This window comes from Staphylococcus sp. HMSC65H10, assembly GCF_001839185.1.
In the GTDB taxonomy this organism is placed as follows: domain Bacteria; phylum Bacillota; class Bacilli; order Staphylococcales; family Staphylococcaceae; genus Staphylococcus; species Staphylococcus simulans.
The window spans coordinates 64,429-87,546 of sequence record NZ_KV840360.1; the positions used below are offsets into that span (position 1 = coordinate 64,429).

A 23,118-nucleotide genomic window follows, 5' to 3' on the forward strand; every position below is an offset into this window, starting at 1 on the left:
AAATGTGAAAGTTCTATGTAATTTAAATAAATTGACTGTACTTTTCTAAAGAATAGGAGTATGTTTTTGCCATTCAAAACATGAAGAGTCTAGAGGTCCTTAGATATGAATATAAAACAAATAAAACACATATTGATCGGAACACCTAAACGTAACAGGGAGTTATCGAGTGAAAAAATAAGTAAAGTCAAAGCTTTAGCTATCTTATCTTCAGATGCGTTATCATCTGTTGCCTATGGTCCAGAACAGATTTTATTAACATTGACTGCACTTAGTGTTTTGGCGACATGGTATACCTTACCGATAACCGCAGGTATTTTAGTCTTATTAGTTGCTTTAGTTTTGTCTTATAGACAAGTGATATATGCATACCCTCATGGGAGGCGGCGCATATACTGTCACGAAATATAATTTAGGAGAAAAGTTATCATTGTTGGCTGGCGGTGCACTGTTAGTAGATTATACATTAACGGTCGCAGTTAGTATTTCTTCAGGAGCAGATGCTTTTATCGCTGCGTTTCCTGCTTTATATCACCATAAAGTATTGATAGCTTGTCTGCTTGTCATCATTATTTTGATTTTGAATTTAAGAGGGGTGACAGACTCTGCGACAGTATTGTCATTTCCAGTTTACTTATTCATTTTCGGAATGTTGATATTGATTGGGTATGGTGCATTTAAAGTAGTGACCGGTCAAACGACACCAGAAGTTCATGCGTCTATTGGTACAGCAGTACCTGGAGTAACGTTATTTTTATTACTACGTGCTTTTTCTTCAGGGGCATCGTCATTAACTGGTATTGAAGCAATATCGAATGCGGTGATGGATTTTAAAGATCCGGCACCTAAAAACGCCGTCAAAACGTTGATTGCGATGGGAACTATCCTCGCGTTGATGTTAGTAGGTATTGTTGGTTTATCGTATTGGTATGGCATTGTACCGAAACTTCAAACTACAGTACTTTCACAACTTGCGGCACATGTATTCGGACAAAATGTTGCCTTTTACTTTATTCAAGCATCTACAGTATGTATTTTGATTTTAGCTGCGAATACAGGGTTCACCGCCTTTCCATTGCTTGCGGCGAATATGGCACAAGATAAATACATGCCACATATGTTTACAGTCAGAGGTGATCGTTTAGGTTACTCAAACTCTATGATTATCCTAGGCGGTGTTGCGATTGTATTGATTATGTTATTTAAAGGACGTACCGACAGTTTAATTCCTTTATATGCGACAGGTGTCTTCATTCCATTTACACTTGCGCAATACGGTATGGTCGTAAAGTGGGTTAAAGAACGTCCGAAAGGTTGGTTCTTTAAATTAATCGCTAACGCAATCGGTGGTACTATCACACTCGTAGTCTTTATGATTTTTCTGATTACAAAGTTCTCACAAGTATGGCCGATATTAATTTTCTTGCCTTTAGTTGTAATGGGATTATTACGTATTCGTACGCATTATCACAATATTGCTGAAGAGTTGCGAACAGACAATTTCTTTAAAGCGATGCGTCATGTTGATAAAAATTTAGCCTTGATACCAGTCAGTTCGGTATCTTCTATCGTAGATAAATCTATTGCCTACGCCAAAATGACATCTGATCACATTATTGCGGTTCATGTATCGTTTGATGAACATCAAGATCAAAAGATGCTAGAGAAATGGCAAGCACGTTATCCCAATATTCGTTTGGTCATGTTACATTCGCAATATCGCAGTGTAGTTAAACCCTTAGCGCGCTTTATTGATAAAATTCGAAGCAAAGCTGAAAATGATCGCTTTGTGATTACCGTTATTGTCCCTCAGTTTATTACGAATAAAACATGGCAGAACTTACTGCATAACCAAACAGGTATTTTATTAAGATGGACATTGTTTTATCAAAAAAATTGTATCTTAGCCATGATTCCTTTGAAATTGAAAAAATAATTTATCAAGCGCATGGTATATAAAGAGGGAAGCGACTATAAAACGAAAGCCAAGAACACTGACGTTCTTGGCTTTTTTGAGATTTATTCTTTTGTTTCACGCATTTTTGCGACATTCGCATGTGCGTTGTGTTTATATTTCTGATAGAAAATAATGACGATAATAAACCAAATCGGTGATACAAATAGTGCATTTCTTGTTTCTTCTGTAAAGAATAACAGTACATAGGCAAACAAGAAGAAGAGTAACACAACGATACCGGCATATGGACCACCTGGTAATTTAAAGTCATTCGTTTTATGTTCCTGCTTGTTTTTAAAGGCATAAATAATGTATGAAATGATAATCAATGTCCAAACAAATAAGTAAAGTACGGTTGATAGTGTTGTGACATAGATAAATAACTGTACTGCATTAGGGAAGACATAATTCAATAATGCTGCGAACAGTAATAAAATTGATGAAATCAACATTGAAATATGCGGTACGCCACGGTGATTGACTTTACCTAATGCTTTAGGACCTAAGCCTTGTTCAGCTAAACCGAATAAGATACGGCTGTTTGAATAAATACCACTGTTAGTAGCTGACGCTGCAGCTGTAATAACTACAAAGTTCACAAGACTTGCGGCGAATGGAATACCAATCAAGCCGAAAACTTTAACGAATGGACTTGAGTTTTCACTTAAAGTATTCCAAGGAACTACAGATGTGATAATGATTAATGAACCGACATAGAATAATAAGATACGAATCGGTACATTATTAATGGCTTTCGGAATCGTATTAGCACGGTCTTTCGTTTCACCGGCAGTTACACCGATCAATTCTATACCAATAAATGAATAGATTGCCATTTGGAAAGCCATTAAGAAGCCGAAAGCACCATTAGGGAATAATCCGCCATGACTGACTAAGTTTGAAAAGCTTGCTGTACCATGTTCAGTTTTTACTGACATGAAAATTAATACTAGTCCTACTACAATCAATGCGATGATAGTTATAATCTTAATTAAAGCAAACCAGAATTCTAGTTCACCAAACAATTTTGCGCCTAACAAGTTGAATGAAATTAAGATTAATACCACGAACAGCACTGAAATCCAGTTAGGAACATCAGGCAGCCAATATGAAATATATTGACCGATAGCTGTTAAGTCAGACATGCTTGATGCAATCCAACAAAACCAGTAGGTCCATCCAATCACAAAACCGCCGAATGGTCCTAGATATTCATTAGCAATATCTACAAATGAATTAAAACGTGTGTTGCTTAAAAGTAACTCGCCCAGTCCGCGCATAAACGCAAATAAAAACATCCCAATGATGATATAAGCGATGAAAATACTCGGACCTGTTAATTTAATCGTTTGGCCAGATCCTAAAAAGAGACCTGTACCAATTGCCCCACCAATCGCGATTAACTGTATATGCCTATTGCTGAGGTCTTTTTGTAATTTCTGTCCCAAATTTTTGCACCCTTTCGGATTTGTATATGACAAAGGGGTTGACGTTAAATGATGTTAATAATGATATAAAAAATTTCAGGACATTGCAATTGTTAATGTATAAATATAAAAAACTTTTATGAAGTACATAATTTAAAACTATCAAAAATTTTGTTATTTTTTAGCTGGTTTGGGTAAGCATTTTCTATAAATTTTCTGTGGCTTCTGTCGCATGATATAAACAAAGACGACCGGCTGAGTCATAGCTTTGACGCATTTTATCTTTCGGGATTTGAATCACTTGATAACGTGAAGGGATCAAAGCCGGAACATAGAGTTTACGACCAAATTGTGCCCATAATGGATCAATATAAAAATAGTTGTTTTGGTCATATCCGATTAATAAGGTGATATGAATGTTTGAGACCCATTCTTTACGTGTGTCATCGACTCTGAACGTTCGACGCTGCGGTTTTTGGCCCAGTACTGTGTGATAAATCAACACAGGTTGACCTGCATCGATAATACGTTCAAGTTCAGCTAATGATTTACCAGTACCATCTTTAATACGTGTGTCGTATTGTTTCAAGTAGGGAACAAATGCATTTGGGAAAATCGTTTGATGTGCACCCGGTTTAATCATTAAGAAATGACCGACGTAGCCTTTATTCGGATTGCTTGGATGTGTCGGCCAACGCTTCATTAAAGAAATAGGGTGGACAAATATATGATTATAATCCAGCAGCATAGATGCGGCAGTGCCTTCACAGCCCATGACCATAGGAATTGGAGAGAGCTGACTTTTTGGTTTAACATTTAGTATTTTCTTCATTTTTGATAACTCCCCATCGTTCATCATTACTCTTATTATAAAAGTTGTACATGACTGAGTATATTACTTTGTCTCAGAAAATATAAAAAAGAGCGAGACTGTTGTCTCACTCTCATTCATGTTATTTAACTTGAATTAATTTGTGTAACCAAACGTTTAAGACGATGACTAACACACTAGTGATTAAGATAATCACAATAAATGGACCGACGCTTGTACCACCTTGAATACCAACTAATGGTGCGATAATACCGCCGATGATAAATTGGAATAAACCAAGTAAACTTGAAGCATTACCGCTTCCCCCAGAACGTTCTTCAATCGCTAAAGAGAAACCAAGCGGTCCAATACCTGTTACCGGCCATACCATAATAAAGAAAGAAGCTAATAATAACGGTAATGGTAAATGGAAACCTGTTGTGATGACCACAAGGATTACACCAAATACTTGAATACCTGTTAAGATATGCAGCAATTTCTCTCTTTCAATATACTTCACCGCAAATGCGGTAATTTGACTCATCGCAATTAATCCAATACCAATTACCGCATACATCCAACCGAATGCTTGAGGTGACATATGGTAAATTTTTTGTGTGATGAAAGGTGAAGCGGCTGCGAAACTGAAAAGCATCACGTAAGTAAAGCCTTGCATCAACATTGGAATGACAAAACGCGCTTTGCTTAATAAGTGACCGAAGTCTTTAAAAATTGCGCCGAAATTTAAGCGTACATTTGCCGTATCACGTGTTTCTTCCATCTTAATAAATGCGATTGAGAAAATCACTAATGAAATCAGTGTTAATGCCGCAAAAATCATTTTCCATGATGTAAATGCTAAGGTATAACCGCCGATTAATGGTGCAATAATCGTAATAATACCATTAACCACAAGCAAAGTTGCGATCATTTGCGTTAAGCTTGCACCTTCATATTGGTCACTGACAGTTGCTCTTGCGATTACAATTGCGCCGCCTCCAAGTAACCCTTGAATAAAACGTAAGACTAAGAAGACATTAATAGATGACACAAAGACACAAGCTAAAGAGACAACCGCAATACCGATTAAAATCGATAACACTGTTTTCTTACGTCCATAAACATCAGAGAGTGGACCGAAAACAAATTGTCCTAGTGCCATACCGATCATGACAAAGGATAAAGTAAGTTGTGATGTTGAAGTAGAAACACCGAAATCATCCCGCACTTGAGGAAGGGCAGGGTTATACATGTCTACCAACATAGGACCGAAAGCGGTCATAGCTCCTAAAACTATAATCATAATAATAGGGAGCCGTGATTGTTCAGTTTTGACCATTTGAGATAACTCCTATTCTGTTAATCAATTATTATGGTTAATTGTAACGTAAATCAGCGGCTTGTGTGTATGTTTTTTTCAGTGCGACAGAAAATAAGTGAAATGAAGAATTTAGAAGTGCTATAATAACGTTGAATTATCGATTTTTAGAAGAAAAGTGATGGTGCACGATAGATGAAGTTAACACAAACACATTTTGAAATTATCAAATTTATTATAGTAGGCGGTATTAATACCTTCAATTATTACATTGTATATTTATTATTGTTGAAAGTGATAGGTATCAATTATCTTGTCAGCCATATTACAGGTTTTGTAGTCAGTTTCATTATTTCGTACTATTTGAATTGTTATTTTGTATATAAAGTCAAACCGACATGGCGCAAATTTATTCAATTCCCTTTAACGCAAGTTGTAAATATGGGCATGCAGACGGTGTTGCTCTATGTCTTTGTACAATGGTTTCACATTTCATCAGTGATTGCACCTTTTGCAGGATTAATCATTACCATTCCTGTAACATTTGTATTATCTAAATACATATTAAGAGACTAATACGAAGCAAGATAAGATTCTTTTTAATAAAGGGCTTATCTTGTTTTTTAGTCTCAACTCAAGGTTTCGTTTTAATTAATATTTAGGTTAGGCTAACTAAAAAATTAGCACAAGAAATTAAAAAATAATTAAAAATAAAAAAATTGAAAGTGGTTATGAAATACCGCATACTAAACATGAATTAAAGAAAGGGTGGGACATTCCATGTCGCAAACACTTAATTTACAACGCGCACAAAAAGGTGCGTATTTAAGTTTAGTAACCTATATTGTACTATCTATTGTTAAATATGTTGTAGGTACGTTGTATCATTCTGCGGCAGTCAGAGCCGATGCATTAAACAATATGACTGATATTTTAGTTTCAATTGCGGTTATTGTCGGTTTGAAAATTTCAATCAAACCTGCTGATCGTAATCATCCTTATGGTCATTTAAAATCAGAAAACATTGCTTCATTACTTGTTTCGTTCATTATTATGTTCGTCGGGGTTCAAGTTATGATGCAAAACTTCCCACGTTTGTTTTTAAATGATTATCATACTCCGACACCGATTACGATTATTGTCAGTATTGTCAGTGGGTTTGTCATGCTTGGTGTGTCTTACTATAATTTCCGTTTAGCAAAACAAACCAAAAGCCGCTCACTCCATTCTTCAGCAGTAGACAACATGTCTGACAGTATTGTCAGTTTAGGAACTGGTATCGGCTTGATATTTACACAATTCGGTTTACCGATTGTCGATATTATTCTCGCAACGATTTTAGGTGCGTTAATCGTTTATACAGGCTTTTCTATTTTCAGAGAAGCAATCTTCACATTAAGTGATGGATTTAATGAACGTGACTTAGAAAATTATCGTCAAGATGTGTTAGAAGTGTCAGATGTCATTGCGGTCAACAGTATTAAAGGACGTTATCACGGCAGCAGTGTATTCGTGGATGTGACCATTGCGGTAGAACCAGACTTAACATTACAAGAAGCGCATGCTATTTGTGACCGAGTTGAAACACATATGCATAGTAAAGGTGTATCTTCGGTTTACGTACATCCAGAACCATATCATCCTGAAGAAGAATCTCATGAAGTGCATCATTCATAAATAGGGTAAACAGTACTTAAGCCATTGCTTAGGTGCTGTTTTTATTTGAAGAGATTTAACATCAAGCGACATATGTTCATCATTTTGTTTTTATAGAGTAAAAATGTGACAAATTTTCTATCTTTTCATTTTAAGCTAAAAATTATGAGATGTTGTATAAAAAAGTGGTAAAATATGAGATGAAAAGTGATGTATATCAAATTGAGCGCTTTTCTTAGAAGAAAGGAAGGGTATATATGCCTCAATTAATATTATGCCGACATGGTCAAAGTATTTGGAACGCAGAAAATTTATTTACTGGATGGACAGATGTTGATTTATCTGACCAAGGTAAAGAAGAAGCAACGACTTCAGGTGATCGCTTAAAAGCAGAAGGAATCAAAATTGATGTTGCCTTCACATCCGTATTAAAAAGAGCTATCAAAACAACTTACTATTTACTTGAACGCTCTGATCAATTATTTATTCCAGTTCATAAAACTTGGAGATTAAATGAAAGACACTACGGTGGATTACAAGGTTTAAACAAAGATGCTGCACGTCAAGAATTCGGTGAAGAACAAGTGCATATTTGGCGTCGTTCTTATGACATCGCACCCCCAGAAGCTACAGCAGAACAACGTGAAGCAGATTTAGCTGATCGTAAATACAGTGATTTAGATGCACGTGTTGTACCGACTTCAGAAAGTTTAAAAGATACATTAACACGCGTTATTCCTTATTGGGATGATCAAATTGTGCCTGAACTTTTAACTGGTAAAACAGTATTAGTTTCAGCACACGGTAACTCATTACGTGCGTTAATCAAACATATTGAAGGGGTATCTGATGAAGATATCGTAGGTTATGAAATTAAAACAGGTTCACCTTTAATCTATGAATTAGATGACAATTTGAACTTTGTTTCTAAAAGATATTTATAAAGTAATAGATGAATCATGAAAGAGCAGCGGTTATTTTACCGCTGTTTTTTTTCATATATGTAAAAAAGCCTGAGCAACCTTGGAAGTAGGGTGCTCAGGCTATAATTTTGCAAATGACCAATCGCGTTTAATAGACTACAACTATTAATTGTCTAGGAATAAAAAGTTAAGGGAATGTTTTTTGAAATACTGTTTATATCCAGCTGCAGAGGTGTGCTTAATGGGTAGAGCACAAATAAGTGTTTGTGAAAAACGTCTTGGACATAAAATCTGTGAAAATTAATGTTAAAGGATCATTTGCAAAGTATATGGAAAACGTTATTTATTATTACGTTTATGTGCCTTGATAATCTTTAACGCACGTTTACGCGTTTTGATATTCGGGCTACTTAAATTACGTCTTGCTGTTGCTAAATCTTGTTTCATTTTCTTTCGCCTCCTAATCGTATTTCCTATTATGCATGAAAAATACATGTTTGTAAATAGGAATGATTACGATTTATAAAATTAATTGAGAAACGTTCTCAATATCGTCACATTTTAAATCGGTTAAGTCTGAGTAATTTGTATTGACGGAAGTTATGACTTGACTTAAAATATTAAGTATTCCGATTATATTGATAAGGATAAAAGGAGAAATGTTATGAAGAAAATTTTGTTAGCAGTATTCACACTAGTTATTGCGGTGGCACTCGCAGCATGCGGCAATGGTTCAAATGATAAAAAGTCATCAGATAAAGATGATAAAACATTTGTAGTTGGGACAGAAGGTACATATGCACCTTTTACTTTCCATGATAAAGAAGGTAAGCTGACTGGCTATGATATTGATGTTACAAAAGCAGTAGCGAAAGAAATGGGTTATAAAGTTAAGTTTAAAGAAACACAATGGGACTCAATGTTTGCTGGACTAGATTCAGGTCGTTTTGATGTGATCGCAAACCAAGTCGGTATTAATAAAGAAAGAGAACAAAAATATAAATTCTCGAAACCATACACATTCTCTAAAGGTGTTTTGGTTGTGAACAAAGATAATACAGACATCAAAAGTTTTGATGATGTCAAAGGTAAGAAAATGGCACAAACATTTACATCTAACTTCGGTGAGTTAGCGAAGAAAAAAGGTGCTGAATTAGTAAAAGTAGATGGTTTTAACCAATCTGTAGATTTGATTCAGTCTCATCGTGCAGACGGTACATTTAACGATAATTTATCTTACTTAGACTATATTAAGCAAAAACCTAATGCGAAAATTAAAGTGATTGAAGGCAATGCAGAAAAAAGTAAAACAGCATTCACGTTCTCTAAGAAAACAGATGACAAAACGATCAAAGAAGTTAACAAAGCTTTAGATAAATTAGAGAAAAATGGTGAGTTAGCTAAAATAGGTAAGAAATGGTTTGGTCAAGATGTTTCTAAACCTTAATGCGATTGTGCTAAATGACCAGCAGCAACACGCATGGGACGCAGCACAACAAGCATTCTTGCCGATGCTTGGCGGTTTATTAAAATATTCTATTCCCATCACGCTGGTAACGTTTGTATTAGGTTTACTTATCGCATTATTTACAGCTTTAATGCGTATTTCTACAAGTAAGATATTGCGTAGTATTGCACGTGTTTATGTTTCAATTATTCGAGGCACACCGATGATTGTACAACTCTTTATCATATTCTATGGTTTGCCGGAACTTGGCAGATTGATTACGAATAATCCAGATACCCAGTGGACACTGCCTTCAGTTGTGGCTGCGATTATAGGATTATCTTTAAATGTAGGTGCTTATGCATCTGAGATAATTCGTGGTGGTATTATGTCTATTCCGAAAGGTCAGACAGAAGCGGCATATTCAATTGGTATGAATTACAGTCAAACAATCAGACGTATTATTTTGCCTCAAGCAATCAGAGTGTCGGTGCCGTCATTAGGTAATACTTTCTTAAATTTATTGAAAGATACATCATTAGTTGGGTTTATCTTAGTAGCTGAAATGTTCAGAAAAGCACAAGAAGTTGCATCAACAACTTATGAATATTTAACAATTTATATTCTGGTTGCTTTAATGTACTGGGTAGTATGTTTTATTATCTCAGTGATTCAGTCATACTATGAAGCTTACTTAGAAAGAGGGTATCGCGCATGATTGAATTAAAAGGAATCAAAAAGGCATTTGGAGATAAAACAGTGATTAAAGGTGTCGACTTAGAAGTCGCTGAAGGTGAAGTTATAACATTAATCGGACGTTCTGGTTCAGGAAAGACAACTTTATTGCGTATGATGAATGCGCTAGAATTACCGACAGAAGGTCAAGTCTTTGTAAATGGTGAAACTTATAAGAATGAGGATAAGAAATCACAAATTCGTGTACGTAAACAATCTGGCATGGTATTCCAAAACTATAATTTATTCCCCCATAAAACAGCAGTTGAAAATGTCATGGAAGGCTTGATTGTCGTAAAGAAAATGGCTAAAAGTGAAGCGAAAGCCCGTGCTGAACACTTACTAGAAAAAGTGGGTTTGACGCATGTGAAAGATCAGTATCCTATTGCTTTATCTGGTGGTCAACAACAACGTGTGGCGATTGCGAGAGCTTTAGCGATGAACCCTAAAGTGATGTTGTTTGATGAACCGACTTCAGCACTGGATCCAGAGTTAGTTGTTGAAGTCTTACGTGTTATCAAAGAACTTGCTCAAGAAGGTATGACGATGGTTATCGTCACGCATGAAATGAAATTTGCGAAGGAAGTCTCAGATAAAACTGTCTTTATCAATGAAGGTCAGATTGGTGAACAAGGTCCTCCATCTGAGTTGTTTGAACATCCTAAAACAGAAGCATTACAACGCTTCTTAAATGTAATTCAAGAACAATAATAATAGGAAGTCTTCGGTTAATTCATAATCGAAGGCTTTTTATTTTTATTTAAGTCGTTTCAAACTAGAAAGGTGATGCTTTCAGGTGTATGATGAGGTTTGTGAGTATAAAAATAGAGTGAGTAGAAAAAATATAAGACAAGAAGTCGATTCGCATCAAAGAAGTAAAACTCATGAATCGAGGCGTAAATGAAATGAAAAAATGGTTATTATTTATTAGTACTGTTATTTTGGCAGTCATTGTTCAAGGCTGTTCTCAAAAAGATCCTGATTTAGCAGGTAAAGGCGATAAAATTAAAATTGTAGAATTCGCGGACTATAAATGTCCTTACTGCAAGAAAGTAGAAGACCATATCATGCCGACACTGAAGAAAGATTATATCGATAAAGGTAAAGCTGATTATCAAATGGTTAATGTGGCTTTCTTAGGTAAGGATTCAATTATCGGTTCGCGTGCCGGACATGCGGTTAAAATTTATGCGCCGAAACAATATTTAAATTTCCAACAAAAAATCTATACAGAACAACCTGAAACAAAAGATCATAAAAAACCATGGATTAATGAAAAATTACTAGATGGTCTGATTGATGAACTCAATATCTCAAAACAAACAAAAGAAGAGATTAAAAAAGATTATAAAACCAAAGACAGCAAGTCATATAAAGCAGCTGAAAAAGATAAAGCGTTAGCGAAAGAAAAAAAGATAGACACAGTACCAGTAGTTTATATTGATGGACAGATTGTAAAAGACCCCTATCAATTTAAAGACTATAAAAAATTACTAGAAGAATAAGTTCAAAAGACAGTTTGTGTGGTGAGGCGTCACGATGCAAACTGTCTTTTTATATTTAATCTGATTTCCTATTCTTGTCTTTAGTATGTGTAAGTGATAAAATACTTTGATATAAAACGTAACGATTACGATTTGAGTTTATATAGAGATTGATAGAGAGATAAGGAAAGGAAGTAATAAATAATGCAACATTACCGTGTAGCAATTATAGGTGCAGGTGCAGCAGGTGTCGGCATGGCAATTGCGTTCCAACAAATAGGTTTAGATGATAATGATATGATTGTGATTGATAAAGGTAAGGTCGGACAATCTTTCTTAAATTGGCCGAAGTCTACAAGAACAATTACCCCTTCATTCACAACAAATGGTTTTGGTATGCCGGACATTAATGCCGTGTCTACTGAAACTTCTCCAGCTTATACATTTAATGAAGAACACGTTTCAGGTGAAACGTACGCAGATTACTTACAAACAGTAGCCCAACACTATGAACTTCCGATACAAGAAGATACTGCCGTTGAAAAAGTTGAGTTTGTCGACGGACATTATGAAATTGAAACAAATCAAGGTTTAATCACAAGTGAATATATCTTTGTAGCGACAGGAGATTTCTCATTTGCGCGTAAACCATTTAAGTATGGTCAGCATTATAGCGAAGTAGAAGACTTTACGAAAATGCCGGGTGATGAATATATCATTATCGGCGGTAATGAAAGTGCCTTTGATGCGGCGATTTGTATGGCTGAACAAGGAAAGCAAGTTTCTATCTATACGCATTCAACAGGTTTAGAAGATGAACATGCTGATCCAAGTATTCGTTTATCACCATATACGCATCAACGCTTACGTAAAGCAGTCCAACAAGGCGCTATGATTGAATTGAATGTGGGTTACACTGCATCTAAAATTTCATTTTCTGATGTAGACCGTAAATATGTGATCCAGTTTAATAATGGTAAGCAAGCAACATCAAAAAATGAACCGATTTTAGCAACTGGTTTCGATGCGACAACGAATCCATTAGTCCAACAACTATTCAGTACACAAGATGGTGACATTGAGTTAACAGATAATGATGAATCAACACGCTATCCAAATGTCTTCTTAATCGGCCCAACTGTACGTCATGCGGATGCGATTTTATGTTATATCTATAAATTCCGTGCACGTTTTGCGGTGCTTGCGACAACAGTGTTAGAAAGAGAAGCATTAGAAATTAATGAGGAAGCGGTTGAAGTTTATAAAAACAATAATATGTATTTAGATGACTACAGCTGCTGTGAAGTGGACTGCTCATGCTAGAAGTTAAATTCAACTTAGCAAACGGGCAAACCACTGATATACCAGATGGCACACATCAGTTGAAGTTGATCGGCTTTAAACATTTAACAACTGCGCAGCAATTTTTGCTGCGCCAGTTTATTACGAAGGAACATATTCACGCTTCACCATATCAAGCGGTCGTTTCAGATAGTACGCAAACACAATACGATATACAGAAATTAAAAGCGTATGTAGAAGCTAGTCGTCAACATCATCCAAAGTTCCATGATACTTTACTAGGTTGGTTAATTATCTTCCTTATGTTTGCTTTACCGATTTATTTGGCGTATCACTTTTCGGATTGGCTTCAAAATCAATATGTTTCCCATTGGATAGAAATGATGACCACGCATGCGCACACATCATTTCAATGGTTGAACCAAGTACTGTACGGTGATTACGGTGTGTTGTCATTAGGTATTTATTCCTTAGTATGGGCATTGCCTGTGGTCGTAATGATTGGAATTTCCACTGCGGTGATTGATCAAACACAATTAAAACAGTTTGTGGTGTGGTCGATTGAACCCACGATGCGTAAAGTAGGGTTGGATGGTCAAGATATTATTCCGGTTTTAGAAGGTTTTGGTTGTAATGCGGCAGCTATTACACAAGCAAATAGTCAATGTAGCGCTTGTACTAAAACAAGCTGTATGAGTATTATCAGTTTTGGTTCATCGTGCAGTTATCAAATTGGTGCGACACTATCTATCTTTAGCGCTGCCCAACATTCATGGTTGTTTGCGCCTTATTTATTGCTCGTCTTTGCAGGGGGTATTCTGCATAATAAATTATGGTATCGTAAACAAAATAGTTTTCATGTAACACCACCGGTTTATCGCAATCAATTGAAGTGGCCGAGTCTAAAACCCTTGCTGAAACAAATTTGGGGTACGATTGAGATGTTCCTGATGCAGGCATTACCGATCTTTATTGGTATCTGTATTGTTGTGAGCTTATTAGCTTTGACACCAATTTTAACGGTGATTTCTACAATCTTCACGCCATTACTTTACTTACTTCATATTCCAGATAGTATGGCACCAGGGATCTTATTCTCAATGATACGAAAAGACGGTATGTTGTTATTTAATTTTGGTAATGGTGCAGTTTTACAATCATTATCACCAGCCAGTTTATTGGTTTTAGTTTTCTTCAGTTCTACATTTTCATCATGTATGGTGACTGTTTCAATGATGGCGAAACATTTAGGTTTAAAACAAGGCGGAGCGATTATTGGTAAACAAATGGTCACATCAATCGTTTTAACATTAGCCATTGCTTTATTAGCAGGTGTTTTAATTTAATTTCTATCTTTAAATGGAAAGAGGCAATTACATGGATATTATTATTATTGGCGGATTTCTAGGCGGCGGTAAGACAACCGCTTTAAATCATTTAATTAAAGCTGCACTTCAACAAGAGTTGCAACCTGCTGTGATTATGAATGATTTCGGTCAAGCCAGTGTCGACAGTCAACTGGTTGAAGGTTCAGTACCGATGGACGAAATTATTGAAGGCTGTATCTGTTGTGCGATGAAAGCAGATGTATCAAAACAATTACATCAGATTTATTTAGATTATCAGCCAGATGTAGTTTTTGTGGAATGTAGCGGTATTGCGCATACACAGTCAGTGATAGATGCCTGTTTGACGCCTGTGCTTGCACCTATTTCTACTATCCGCAGTGTGATCGGTGTAGTAGATGCGACATTATATCAACGTGTTGAAAGTTATCCAGGCGATATGCAAAAGCTGTATTATGATCAATTGTCGTATTGCTCACATCTCTTTATCAACAAAATCGATCGATGTGAGCCTGAAGATATTGCCCCTATCCTTTCTGATTTAACGATTCTTAATCAAGATGCAGAAATATCTGTTGGCAGTTTTGGTCAATTTGAAACGAGCACAGTCTTTTCTAATGAAGTACAAGTTAAAGCAGAAACTATACCTCAAGCTTGTGACTTAGGTCATGCACATTCTGGTATCGGTCATCGTTATTTTGCGTTTAAACATTCGGTTAAACTTGAAGATTTAGTTAAATGGTTTGAAACTTTACCTCAATCGACGTATCGCGCAAAAGGCTTTATACAACTTGCAGAACATCCTCAATTACAATTAGTACAATATGCCGAAGGTCAATTGGAAATAGAACCGATAGATTTACAAAATCAGACAGAACAATATCTTGTAGTTATCGGCAATCAATTAGATAAAATCAAAGTGCCACAGTTTTAAAACGTCACGCTATTCACATCGAATAGCGTGTTTTTTATTTTGAAGTTAAGGATATCTTAATAGAAATCGGGTAGGCGAAAAATAGAACAAAATTATTTAGACAAAACTATTGATATATTAAATATATGTGGTATACTAAGTATACAAATAAAAATTGGAGGTTTGTTTTATGACTAAATTTACTTTTGACGCAGCACATTCATCTGTAGCTTTCCAAGTGAAACACTTAATGGTTTCTAAAGTGAAAGGTGCATTCGATCAATTTAACGTAGAACTATCAGGTGATTTAAACGATTTCAGCACACTTAAAGGTGAAGCAACAATCGATGTAAAATCAATCAACACTAACCAAGAAGACAGAGACAACCACTTACGCACAAATGATTTCTTCGCAGCGGATGAGCACCCAGAAATCAAATTCGTAATCAAAGAAGCTTCTGAAGACAAAGTAACAGGAGACTTAACAATCAAAGGCGAAACACATGAAGAAACTTTCGATGTTGACTTTGAAGGCGTAAGTAAAAACCCATTAAACGATACTAACGTAGCTGGATTCACAGTTTCAGGTAAAGTTGACCGTGAAAAATACGGTATGACATTCAACCAAACATTAGAAACTGGCGGCGTATTAATCGGTAAAGACGTTAAATTCGAAGCTGACGTAGAATTTATCGTAGAAGACTAATCTTTTCCTACTCACTGGAATATGGCGGAATGCTGTATTCCAGTTTTTTTATGCGCATTTTTGCTTTTGAAATGGTATGATATGCCTGTTATTTGGGAAAAGATTATCAAGACAAACAATTCAACATTAAAGGAAGTGTAAATGTGACAGTCACAAGAGAAGGTAATGAAATTATCGGCAAGCGTACATTTGATGCGCCGATACAACAGGTATTCAATGCTTATACTACAAAAGAAAAATTTGAACAATGGTTCTTTCCTAAAGGCGGGGAGATACAAGTCTTTGAATTTAATCCAAAAGCAGGTGGAAAGAATTTCTTTAAAATAACGATGCCAGACGCTCAAAGTTATACTGTACAACACTATGAAATGATAGAAGCTCCACACAAAATTATTTATCGTGATTATTTCGCAGATGAAAAAGGTCATGTGGATACAAAGATGCATGGTATGCGTGTGGAAATCTATTTAACATCACAAGGAACTCATCAGACAGAAGTACGTTCTGTGTCAGTGATGCCTTCAGAAGAAGCAGCGAAACAACTGATGGAAATGGGTGTCGAACAAGGTATGGAGAGTACATTGGATCAGTTAGAAGAACTCCTGAAACAGTGATAGGGGATTCCCCGATTTCTGCGCTAAGTGATATTCAATCTCATTTGAAAGTGCTAAACTATAATTGTTAACACAAAAGAGGTGAGATGAATGAACGAGCGTTACGTAAAAGTTGTGATTCTTTACGTTATCAGTACATTACTTCCATCCTTAATTTTCCCATCAAAATGCGTTTCAAATAGCGGATTGAAATGGACATTAAGAACAATCGCAGGCTGTGGTATCTTCTCAGCTGGCTTAAAATGGATGGTTAAACGTAAAACACAAAAGCAAGCTAAATAATTGATATGGAAATACTGGAGCGTTTTTGTTCCAGTATTTTTTCTTTTCTAATTTCCCATAATTTCAAAGAAACATTTACATAATTTTAAAATTGATTGGTCTGAACAGATTATTTAAATATTAGATATAGGAAAATTTAAATAAAGGGTAGGCATCGGCTTAAATTAATAATATACTAGATACATCTTGATTAGATTATGGGAGGGAAAGTTTTTTATGGTTATGCAAAATCATAAAACGGTTGAAGATACATATACTTCACGCGAAACGATGGATAGCGTAGTCAGTTCATCACAAATGAAATCAGTAATGTTAAGCAAAACCCCTGCACGTTACTTTTTAAAATCTATGATGTCAGGTTTCTTATTATCAATTGTGGCAGTATTTATGCTTGCGATGAAAACACAACACACTGGTTTAAATGAAGGAACAATCAACTTTATCGGAGCTGTTTCATTCAGTTTAGCCTTAGTATTAATTGTATTAACGAATTCAGAACTTTTGACGAGTAACTTTATGTATATGACTGCTGGTGCGTATTATAAATCAGTACCAATCGGTAAAATCTTATGGCTGTTTTTCGTATGTTTCCTAGGAAACATTGTCGGAGGCTTTGTGTTATTCGGTTTAATGAAATTCACAAGCGTTATGACTCCAGAAATGGTTAAAGCGTTGACAGGTATTGTCGATAAGAAAACAATCCTTGGCACTTGGGATGGTATTTTAGTGAAAGCAATCTTCGCAAACTTCTTTATCAATATCGGTATTTACGTATCTATGCAGTTTAAAGACGGCTTATCAAAAGGCTTCTTTATCGCATGTGGTGTTGTAGTCTTCGTATTCATGGGCTATGAACACGTTGTTTACAACGCTAACTTATTCTCAGGTATGATGTTCTACAATATCGGCGCATTAGCTTGGTTAGATGTCTTAAAAAATATTGTTTTCGCATTTATCGGAAACTATATCGGCGGCGGTATTTTCGTAGGTCTGCTTTATGCATTCTTTAACGGAAAACGTAATCACTACTTAGATCAACAAAAATAATAAAAGAATATGCAGCAGATGATGTAATGTTTTTTAATTTTTTATGTTTTCACATATAAATAGTTGAATACGTCAGGGAATCCCCTCAAGATAGAGCTAAGGGGATTCCCTATTTTTATATTAATTATGTGAATGCATTCACATTAATTCAAAATTTAAGGTACAATGCAATTAAAGGGGGGAAATGCATATGACACAAACCATTGTCGTTATGCATGGAATGAGACGTGGCAAACAAAATCAATTATTGATGGAGGAGCTTGACAGTGTTGCACAACAAATAGAAGGCACATTTGATGTTGCGTTTATCGAGAGTGATGAACTTTCATTACCTCAGGTAATACGTAAACATTTATGGGAGGGTGAAACTTCCTTTGTGATTGTGCCGCTTTTATTATTTTCTGGCAGACATTACTTACAAGATTTGCCTGAAGTGATGCGTCAGATGCAACTGATGTTTCCAAGTATTACGTATGAAATACGTCAGCCCCTTTGCGACCATCCAAGTTTAACTAAATGGATCAATCAACGTATCGAAGCATGGCCAGATGCACATACACCTGGTTCCGCAATTGTTTTGATTGGGCACGGCAGTCCGATTGTGACAGAGCCTGATGCCGAAATCGATGATATTGCGACACGAATCACTACAGATTTACCGGTCTACACCATGATGTTTTATGGGGATAAACAATTTGAGGGGTTACTCCCTGAAATGAAAGAGGATTATGACCAAATCTATGTGATTCCAATTTTCTTTTACGATGGTTTCTTGGTCAATAAGATTAAGAAAAAAATCGAGAAAATAAAAGGAGATTCCAATATTACAATCGCTTCAGCGTTGAATTTTGAACCGGAGTTAGATGAGATGTTAATTGATAGATTGAATCAGAAAGAGGCGGTTTGATATGTATCCTATACAACTGGATTTGTCAAAGAAACATGCAGTATTAGTCGGCGGAGGCAGAATCGGATACCGTAAGTTTAAACAACTGGCAAAAGCCAATTGCGGAGATGTTACAGTTATTTCCAAATCTTTTTTGCCAGAATTTTTTGAAGAGTCTTACCCCAATATGAAATTAATCACAAAAGACTATGCGAAGGAAGATATTGAAAACGCAGATGTCGTGATTATCGCAACAGACTCACCAGAAATCAATGATCAGATCAAGAAAGATACTAAACCGACACAGTTGGTTAACCATACAGGGGATAAAGAACGATCTGACTTTTTTAATATGAAAGAATTTGAGTTTGAAGATTTATCCATCAGTGTCCGTTCAAATGGCGGAGATTATAAAAAAGCGAAACATGTGGCACAAGCGATTCAACAATTTTTAGCTGAAGAATACGGGAGGGAATAAGGATGCCAAAAACTAAGTTAGTCATGATCGGTAACGGTATGGCCGGCGTCAGAACAATTGAAGAGATTTTAGAGAGAGACAAAGATAAATATGAAATCACAATTATAGGGAAAGAACCTTATCCAAACTATAACCGCATTATGTTATCAAACATTTTACAAAAGAAAATGTCGGTTGATGAAACAATCATGAACCCTTACTCATGGTATGAGGAAAATAACATTTCACTTATTACAGGAGAACGTGCAACACGCGTTAATCGTGAACAAAAATTAGTGGAAACTGAATCAGGACAAGAGATTCCATATGATATTTGTATCTTTGCGACAGGTTCAAATGCGTTTGTCTTACCGATTCCAGGTCATGAATTACCAAGTGTAATCGGATGGCGTACGATTGAAGACACAGAACGTATGATTGAAATTGCGCAAACGAAAAAAGAAGCAATCGTTATCGGTGGCGGCTTGCTTGGTTTGGAATGTGCAAGAGGTTTACTTGACCAAGGTATGAACGTTACTGTTGTTCACTTAGCTGAATGGTTAATGGAAATGCAGTTAGACCGTCAAGCAGGTGAAATGTTACGTGAGGACTTAGAAAAACAAGGCATGCGCTTTGAATTAGGTGCGAATACAAAAGAAATTCTAGGTGAAAACGACGTTGAAGGTATCCGTTTAGCAGACGGCAGAGAATTACCAGCTGACTTAGTTGTTATGGCTGTTGGTATTCGTCCATTTGTTCAAGAAGCGAAAGACTCTGGTCTAGATGTAGAACGCGGTATTGTTGTGGATGACTTCATGCGTACAAGTGATGAAAACATTTACGCAGTAGGTGAATGTGCGCAACATAACGGCAAAGTTTATGGTTTAGTCGCTCCTTTATATGAACAAGGTAAAGTATTAGCTGACTACTTAACTGACCGTGATACAGACGGCTATAAAGGTTCAACAACATTCACATCATTGAAAGTATCAGGCTGTGACTTATACAGTGCGGGTCAAATTCAAGAAGATGAAGAAGTTGAAGGTGTTGAAATCTACAACAGTCAAGATCATATCTACAAAAAAATCTTCTTAAAAGGTGAACGTGTTGTAGGTGCGGTATTATACGGTGATACAGATGATGGTACGCGTTTCTTCAATATGATGAAAAAACGTGAATCTATCGAAGACTACACATTAGTTTCATTATTAAGCAAAGCTGGCGAAGAAGAAGGTTTATCTGTTGCGGACATGGATAATGAAGAAACAATCTGTGGCTGTAATGGTGTAACTAAAGGTACAATCGTCAATGCGATTGTAGAAGATGGTTTAACATCTGTTGCGGAAGTGACTAAAGCTACAAAAGCAGGTAACTCTTGTGGTAAATGTAAACCGCAAATTGGTGAATTATTAGAACATACATTAGGCGGCGCGTTTGTCGCATCAAGACCTGCTGGTATTTGTGAGTGTACAGATTTAACACGTGATCAAATCGTGACTCAAATCCGTGCTAAAGGTCTGAAAACATCTAAAGAAGTACGTAATGTGCTTGGATGGAAAACTGAAGGCGGTTGTCCTAAGTGCCGTCCAGCAGTCAACTACTACTTAAATATGATTTATCCAAATGAACACGAAGATGAAAAAGCATCTCGTTTCGCAAACGAACGTTACCACGCAAACATCCAAAATGACGGTACATTCTCAGTTATCCCACAAATGCGTGGTGGTGTGACTAACCCTGATCAATTAATCCGTTTAGGTGAAGTTGCGAAGAAATATGATGTACCTCTAGTTAAAGTAACAGGTTCACAACGTATTGGGTTATATGGTATTAAGAAAGAAGACTTACCGAAAGTATGGAAAGATTTAGGCATGCGTTCAGCATCTGCTTACGCGAAGAAAACACGTTCTGTTAAGAGCTGTGTCGGTAAAGAATTCTGTCGTTTCGGTACACAATATACAACACGTCTTGGTATCCGCTTAGAGAAAACATTCGAATATATCGATACACCGCACAAATTCAAAATGGGTGTATCTGGTTGTCCAAGAAGCTGTGTAGAATCAGGCGTAAAAGACTTCGGTGTTATCGGTGTAGAAAATGGATTCCAAATCTATGTCGGCGGTAACGGCGGTACTGAAGTTGTGAAAGGTCAATTCTTAACTACAGTAGAAACTGAAGATGATGTAATCAAACTATGCGGCGCGTACATGCAGTATTACCGTGAAACAGGTATTTATACTGAACGTACAGCACCTTGGTTAGAAAGAATGGGCTTCGATGTGGTTAAAGAATATGTCTTAAACCCTGAAAACCAAGATGCATTATATGAACGTATCATGGAAGCAAAACGTGCAGTTGAACAAGAGCCATGGTCTGAAATTGTAAATGATCGCGAAGATCAAAAAATCTTTGAAGTAGAGAAGGTGTAAGTATGCATACGTTAGAAAAAATTAAAGTAGCGGCGTTAGATGACTTAACACCCTTAATCGGTAAAAAAGTCATTGTGAAAGATAAACAAATTGGATTGTTCTTAACAGAAGACGGTACAATTCATGCGATTAATAATGTGTGTCCGCATAAACAAGGACCATTATCTGAAGGGACAGTAGCAGGTCATACTGTATTCTGTCCGCTTCATGACTCTCAAATCGACCTAAAAACGGGTCTTGTCCAAGACCCTGATGAAGGTTGCGTTGAGGTCTATACAGTAGAAGTGGAAGATGGAGATGTGTATTTATGGCTGTAAGCACGACCGGGCATGTGTACTTGGTCGGTGCTGGGCCAGGGAATCCTAATTTATTGACACGTAAAGCAGAACATTTAATCCGTACTGCGGATATTGTCCTTTACGATCGATTAGTTAATCCCTTTATCTTGCAACTCGCACCTCCTGGTATTGAAATTGTCGATGTAGGTAAAAAGCCGTACAGCCGACATATTCAACAAGGTGAAATCAATGACATCATTGTAGATTCAGCATACAAACATCAAAGGGTCGTTCGTCTAAAGGGAGGCGACCCAGCGATTTTTGGGCGTGTACAAGAAGAAGTGGAAACTTTAAAAGCACATGATATTCCTTGTGAAATTGTTCCGGGGATTACGACAGCCAGTGCAGCATCAGCTGTTTTAGGTATTGGTTTAACAAGTCGTAACGTCTCTAAGAGTGTGACATTCACAACTGGAAGCTTTAAAGATTCAAAAGAAGAAGAAATTGATATTGCTTCATTGATTGATGGCGGAACTTTAGCTATTTACATGGGTATCAAGCGTCTTCATAAGATTATTGAACAAATTTATCGACAAGTCGGCAAAGACTACCCGATTTGTGCCATTTTCAACGTTTCTTATGCGAATCAAGTGATTATTCGCGGACATCTGTCTACGATTGAAGAAGATGTACGAGATGCTGCACCTGAAGATGCACCAGGTATTTTACTAGTCGGAGATGCGATGGGCTTAACAGAAGGTGCCACATATATTGAGTCTGATCACTTGCCTGAGTATTTCGGTAAACAATGTATCGTTACAGGAGAGAGAGAAGCGGCTATTGAAAAAGCATTTGAAATTTATGATGCTGGCGGTTGGGCCATGATTGATCCGAATAGCGGAGATACTTATCATCAAAGTCAATTAGATTTAATCTACCGCTTTATGCAGATGGATGACATTACAGAAATTGTGAAAGCATAGAAAAAATATCTTAAGTATAAGCAGTGCCACTTACTAAGAGGGTGCTGCTTTTTTGTGTTGTTCAAAAAACATAGGGAATCCCCTCTAGGTTATAGGTGAATCCCTAATACATCTTAC

The 23,118-nt window shown here is 36.4% G+C and carries 23 protein-coding genes and 1 pseudogene; 20 read left to right on the top strand and 4 right to left on the bottom strand.

Annotation, left to right across the window (positions count from 1 at the left end; all coding sequences use genetic code 11):
* Positions 1-105: 105 nt before the first annotated feature.
* Positions 106-1,936, top strand: a pseudogene (locus HMPREF3270_RS08165) (APC family permease).
* Between the two features lie 83 nt (positions 1,937-2,019).
* Here the strand turns inward: HMPREF3270_RS08165 and HMPREF3270_RS08170 are convergent.
* The 3 genes from HMPREF3270_RS08170 to HMPREF3270_RS08180 all read right to left on the bottom strand — a co-directional run bounded on the left by HMPREF3270_RS08170 (position 2,020) and on the right by HMPREF3270_RS08180 (position 5,534).
* The gene (locus HMPREF3270_RS08170) at positions 2,020-3,405 is read right to left on the bottom strand and encodes an amino acid permease (RefSeq protein WP_023015075.1); all 1,386 of its coding nucleotides are present in this window, start codon (positions 3,403-3,405) and stop codon (positions 2,020-2,022) included.
* Positions 3,406-3,589: 184 nt separating this feature from the next.
* On the bottom strand, positions 3,590-4,216 hold the full coding sequence (locus HMPREF3270_RS08175; RefSeq protein WP_002479756.1) for a C39 family peptidase: 627 nt from the start codon (positions 4,214-4,216) through the stop codon (positions 3,590-3,592).
* A gap of 121 nt (positions 4,217-4,337) precedes the next feature.
* On the bottom strand, positions 4,338-5,534 hold the full coding sequence (locus HMPREF3270_RS08180) for a putative multidrug effflux MFS transporter TcaB (RefSeq protein ID WP_002479754.1): 1,197 nt from the start codon (positions 5,532-5,534) through the stop codon (positions 4,338-4,340).
* Between the two features lie 174 nt (positions 5,535-5,708).
* Between HMPREF3270_RS08180 and HMPREF3270_RS08185 the strand changes: the two genes are divergently transcribed.
* The 3 genes from HMPREF3270_RS08185 to HMPREF3270_RS08195 all read left to right on the top strand — a co-directional run bounded on the left by HMPREF3270_RS08185 (position 5,709) and on the right by HMPREF3270_RS08195 (position 8,113).
* Positions 5,709-6,089, top strand: coding sequence for a GtrA family protein (locus HMPREF3270_RS08185; RefSeq protein ID WP_002479753.1), 381 nt, complete (start codon positions 5,709-5,711; stop codon positions 6,087-6,089).
* 204 nt (positions 6,090-6,293) lie between these two features.
* Positions 6,294-7,190 (top strand): cation diffusion facilitator family transporter, encoded by an 897-nt coding sequence (locus tag HMPREF3270_RS08190; protein ID WP_002479752.1) that lies wholly within the window; start codon positions 6,294-6,296, stop codon positions 7,188-7,190.
* A 236-nt stretch (positions 7,191-7,426) separates the two neighbouring features.
* A complete protein-coding gene (locus HMPREF3270_RS08195) occupies positions 7,427-8,113 on the top strand; it encodes a 2,3-diphosphoglycerate-dependent phosphoglycerate mutase (RefSeq protein WP_070848163.1) in 687 nt (228 codons plus the stop codon).
* 318 nt (positions 8,114-8,431) lie between these two features.
* On the opposite strand, the gene HMPREF3270_RS13740 is transcribed toward HMPREF3270_RS08195, so the two are convergent.
* Positions 8,432-8,539, bottom strand: coding sequence for a putative metal homeostasis protein (locus tag HMPREF3270_RS13740; RefSeq protein ID WP_002479749.1), 108 nt, complete (start codon positions 8,537-8,539; stop codon positions 8,432-8,434).
* A 217-nt stretch (positions 8,540-8,756) separates the two neighbouring features.
* Between HMPREF3270_RS13740 and HMPREF3270_RS08200 the strand changes: the two genes are divergently transcribed.
* The 16 genes from HMPREF3270_RS08200 (at position 8,757) to cobA (ending at position 23,001) form a co-directional block, all read left to right on the top strand.
* Positions 8,757-9,539 (top strand): amino acid ABC transporter substrate-binding protein, encoded by a 783-nt coding sequence (locus HMPREF3270_RS08200; protein ID WP_002479748.1) that lies wholly within the window; start codon positions 8,757-8,759, stop codon positions 9,537-9,539.
* Complete coding sequence (locus tag HMPREF3270_RS08205; RefSeq protein ID WP_023015074.1) at positions 9,523-10,257, top strand: amino acid ABC transporter permease; 735 nt, start codon at positions 9,523-9,525, stop codon at positions 10,255-10,257. The genes HMPREF3270_RS08200 and HMPREF3270_RS08205 overlap by 17 nt, the downstream gene beginning before the upstream one ends.
* Positions 10,254-10,985, top strand: coding sequence for an amino acid ABC transporter ATP-binding protein (locus HMPREF3270_RS08210; RefSeq protein WP_070848161.1), 732 nt, complete (start codon positions 10,254-10,256; stop codon positions 10,983-10,985). Before HMPREF3270_RS08205 ends, HMPREF3270_RS08210 begins: the two co-directional genes overlap by 4 nt.
* Before the next feature lie 194 nt (positions 10,986-11,179).
* Positions 11,180-11,779: a DsbA family protein gene (locus HMPREF3270_RS08215; protein WP_031262467.1), complete on the top strand. Its 600-nt coding sequence runs from the start codon at positions 11,180-11,182 to the stop codon at positions 11,777-11,779.
* Positions 11,780-11,962: 183 nt separating this feature from the next.
* Positions 11,963-13,081, top strand: a complete 1,119-nt coding sequence (locus HMPREF3270_RS08220) for an NAD(P)/FAD-dependent oxidoreductase (protein WP_002479744.1) — start codon at positions 11,963-11,965, stop codon at positions 13,079-13,081.
* On the top strand, positions 13,075-14,406 hold the full coding sequence (locus tag HMPREF3270_RS08225; protein ID WP_023015072.1) for a nucleoside recognition domain-containing protein: 1,332 nt from the start codon (positions 13,075-13,077) through the stop codon (positions 14,404-14,406). Before HMPREF3270_RS08220 ends, HMPREF3270_RS08225 begins: the two co-directional genes overlap by 7 nt.
* 31 nt (positions 14,407-14,437) lie before the next feature.
* A complete protein-coding gene (locus HMPREF3270_RS08230; protein WP_070848159.1) occupies positions 14,438-15,340 on the top strand; it encodes a CobW family GTP-binding protein in 903 nt (300 codons plus the stop codon).
* A 169-nt stretch (positions 15,341-15,509) separates the two neighbouring features.
* The gene (locus tag HMPREF3270_RS08235; protein WP_002479741.1) at positions 15,510-16,025 is read left to right on the top strand and encodes a YceI family protein; all 516 of its coding nucleotides are present in this window, start codon (positions 15,510-15,512) and stop codon (positions 16,023-16,025) included.
* 143 nt (positions 16,026-16,168) lie between these two features.
* Positions 16,169-16,639, top strand: coding sequence for an SRPBCC family protein (locus HMPREF3270_RS08240; protein WP_060803604.1), 471 nt, complete (start codon positions 16,169-16,171; stop codon positions 16,637-16,639).
* 90 nt (positions 16,640-16,729) lie between these two features.
* A complete protein-coding gene (locus tag HMPREF3270_RS08245; RefSeq protein WP_002479739.1) occupies positions 16,730-16,921 on the top strand; it encodes a hypothetical protein in 192 nt (63 codons plus the stop codon).
* A gap of 216 nt (positions 16,922-17,137) precedes the next feature.
* Positions 17,138-17,968 carry a formate/nitrite transporter family protein gene (locus HMPREF3270_RS08250; protein ID WP_002479738.1) on the top strand — a complete coding sequence of 277 codons (831 nt, stop codon included), beginning with the start codon at positions 17,138-17,140 and terminating at the stop codon, positions 17,966-17,968.
* 190 nt (positions 17,969-18,158) lie between these two features.
* Entirely contained in the window at positions 18,159-18,875 is a 717-nt protein-coding gene (locus tag HMPREF3270_RS08255; protein WP_023015068.1) for a sirohydrochlorin chelatase, read from the top strand.
* A 1-nt stretch (position 18,876) separates the two neighbouring features.
* The gene (locus HMPREF3270_RS08260; protein WP_002479736.1) at positions 18,877-19,332 is read left to right on the top strand and encodes a precorrin-2 dehydrogenase/sirohydrochlorin ferrochelatase family protein; all 456 of its coding nucleotides are present in this window, start codon (positions 18,877-18,879) and stop codon (positions 19,330-19,332) included.
* Between the two features lie 2 nt (positions 19,333-19,334).
* A complete protein-coding gene (gene nirB, locus HMPREF3270_RS08265) occupies positions 19,335-21,740 on the top strand; it encodes a nitrite reductase large subunit NirB (protein WP_002479735.1) in 2,406 nt (801 codons plus the stop codon).
* A 2-nt stretch (positions 21,741-21,742) separates the two neighbouring features.
* Positions 21,743-22,057 (top strand): nitrite reductase small subunit NirD, encoded by a 315-nt coding sequence (nirD, locus tag HMPREF3270_RS08270; RefSeq protein WP_002479734.1) that lies wholly within the window; start codon positions 21,743-21,745, stop codon positions 22,055-22,057.
* Complete coding sequence (gene cobA, locus HMPREF3270_RS08275; RefSeq protein ID WP_057509960.1) at positions 22,048-23,001, top strand: uroporphyrinogen-III C-methyltransferase; 954 nt, start codon at positions 22,048-22,050, stop codon at positions 22,999-23,001. Before nirD ends, cobA begins: the two co-directional genes overlap by 10 nt.
* The last annotated feature ends 117 nt before the right edge of the window (positions 23,002-23,118 follow it).

Bases quoted from the DNA above. Each gene is read 5' to 3' on its own strand.
- HMPREF3270_RS08175 (WP_002479756.1), bottom strand. From the start codon at position 4,216: ATGAAGAAAATACTAAATGTTAAACCAAAAAGTCAGCTCTCTCCAATT.
- HMPREF3270_RS08180 (WP_002479754.1), bottom strand. From the start codon at position 5,534: ATGGTCAAAACTGAACAATCACGGCTCCCTATTATTATGATTATAGTT.
- HMPREF3270_RS08185 (WP_002479753.1), top strand. From the start codon at position 5,709: ATGAAGTTAACACAAACACATTTTGAAATTATCAAATTTATTATAGTA.
- HMPREF3270_RS08190 (WP_002479752.1), top strand. From the start codon at position 6,294: ATGTCGCAAACACTTAATTTACAACGCGCACAAAAAGGTGCGTATTTA.
- HMPREF3270_RS08195 (WP_070848163.1), top strand. From the start codon at position 7,427: ATGCCTCAATTAATATTATGCCGACATGGTCAAAGTATTTGGAACGCA.
- HMPREF3270_RS13740 (WP_002479749.1), bottom strand. From the start codon at position 8,539: ATGAAACAAGATTTAGCAACAGCAAGACGTAATTTAAGTAGCCCGAAT.
- HMPREF3270_RS08200 (WP_002479748.1), top strand. From the start codon at position 8,757: ATGAAGAAAATTTTGTTAGCAGTATTCACACTAGTTATTGCGGTGGCA.
- HMPREF3270_RS08205 (WP_023015074.1), top strand. From the start codon at position 9,523: ATGTTTCTAAACCTTAATGCGATTGTGCTAAATGACCAGCAGCAACAC.
- HMPREF3270_RS08210 (WP_070848161.1), top strand. From the start codon at position 10,254: ATGATTGAATTAAAAGGAATCAAAAAGGCATTTGGAGATAAAACAGTG.
- HMPREF3270_RS08215 (WP_031262467.1), top strand. From the start codon at position 11,180: ATGAAAAAATGGTTATTATTTATTAGTACTGTTATTTTGGCAGTCATT.
- HMPREF3270_RS08220 (WP_002479744.1), top strand. From the start codon at position 11,963: ATGCAACATTACCGTGTAGCAATTATAGGTGCAGGTGCAGCAGGTGTC.
- HMPREF3270_RS08225 (WP_023015072.1), top strand. From the start codon at position 13,075: ATGCTAGAAGTTAAATTCAACTTAGCAAACGGGCAAACCACTGATATA.
- HMPREF3270_RS08230 (WP_070848159.1), top strand. From the start codon at position 14,438: ATGGATATTATTATTATTGGCGGATTTCTAGGCGGCGGTAAGACAACC.
- HMPREF3270_RS08235 (WP_002479741.1), top strand. From the start codon at position 15,510: ATGACTAAATTTACTTTTGACGCAGCACATTCATCTGTAGCTTTCCAA.
- HMPREF3270_RS08245 (WP_002479739.1), top strand. From the start codon at position 16,730: ATGAACGAGCGTTACGTAAAAGTTGTGATTCTTTACGTTATCAGTACA.
- HMPREF3270_RS08250 (WP_002479738.1), top strand. From the start codon at position 17,138: ATGGTTATGCAAAATCATAAAACGGTTGAAGATACATATACTTCACGC.
- HMPREF3270_RS08255 (WP_023015068.1), top strand. From the start codon at position 18,159: ATGACACAAACCATTGTCGTTATGCATGGAATGAGACGTGGCAAACAA.
- HMPREF3270_RS08260 (WP_002479736.1), top strand. From the start codon at position 18,877: ATGTATCCTATACAACTGGATTTGTCAAAGAAACATGCAGTATTAGTC.
- nirB (WP_002479735.1), top strand. From the start codon at position 19,335: ATGCCAAAAACTAAGTTAGTCATGATCGGTAACGGTATGGCCGGCGTC.
- nirD (WP_002479734.1), top strand. From the start codon at position 21,743: ATGCATACGTTAGAAAAAATTAAAGTAGCGGCGTTAGATGACTTAACA.
- cobA (WP_057509960.1), top strand. From the start codon at position 22,048: ATGGCTGTAAGCACGACCGGGCATGTGTACTTGGTCGGTGCTGGGCCA.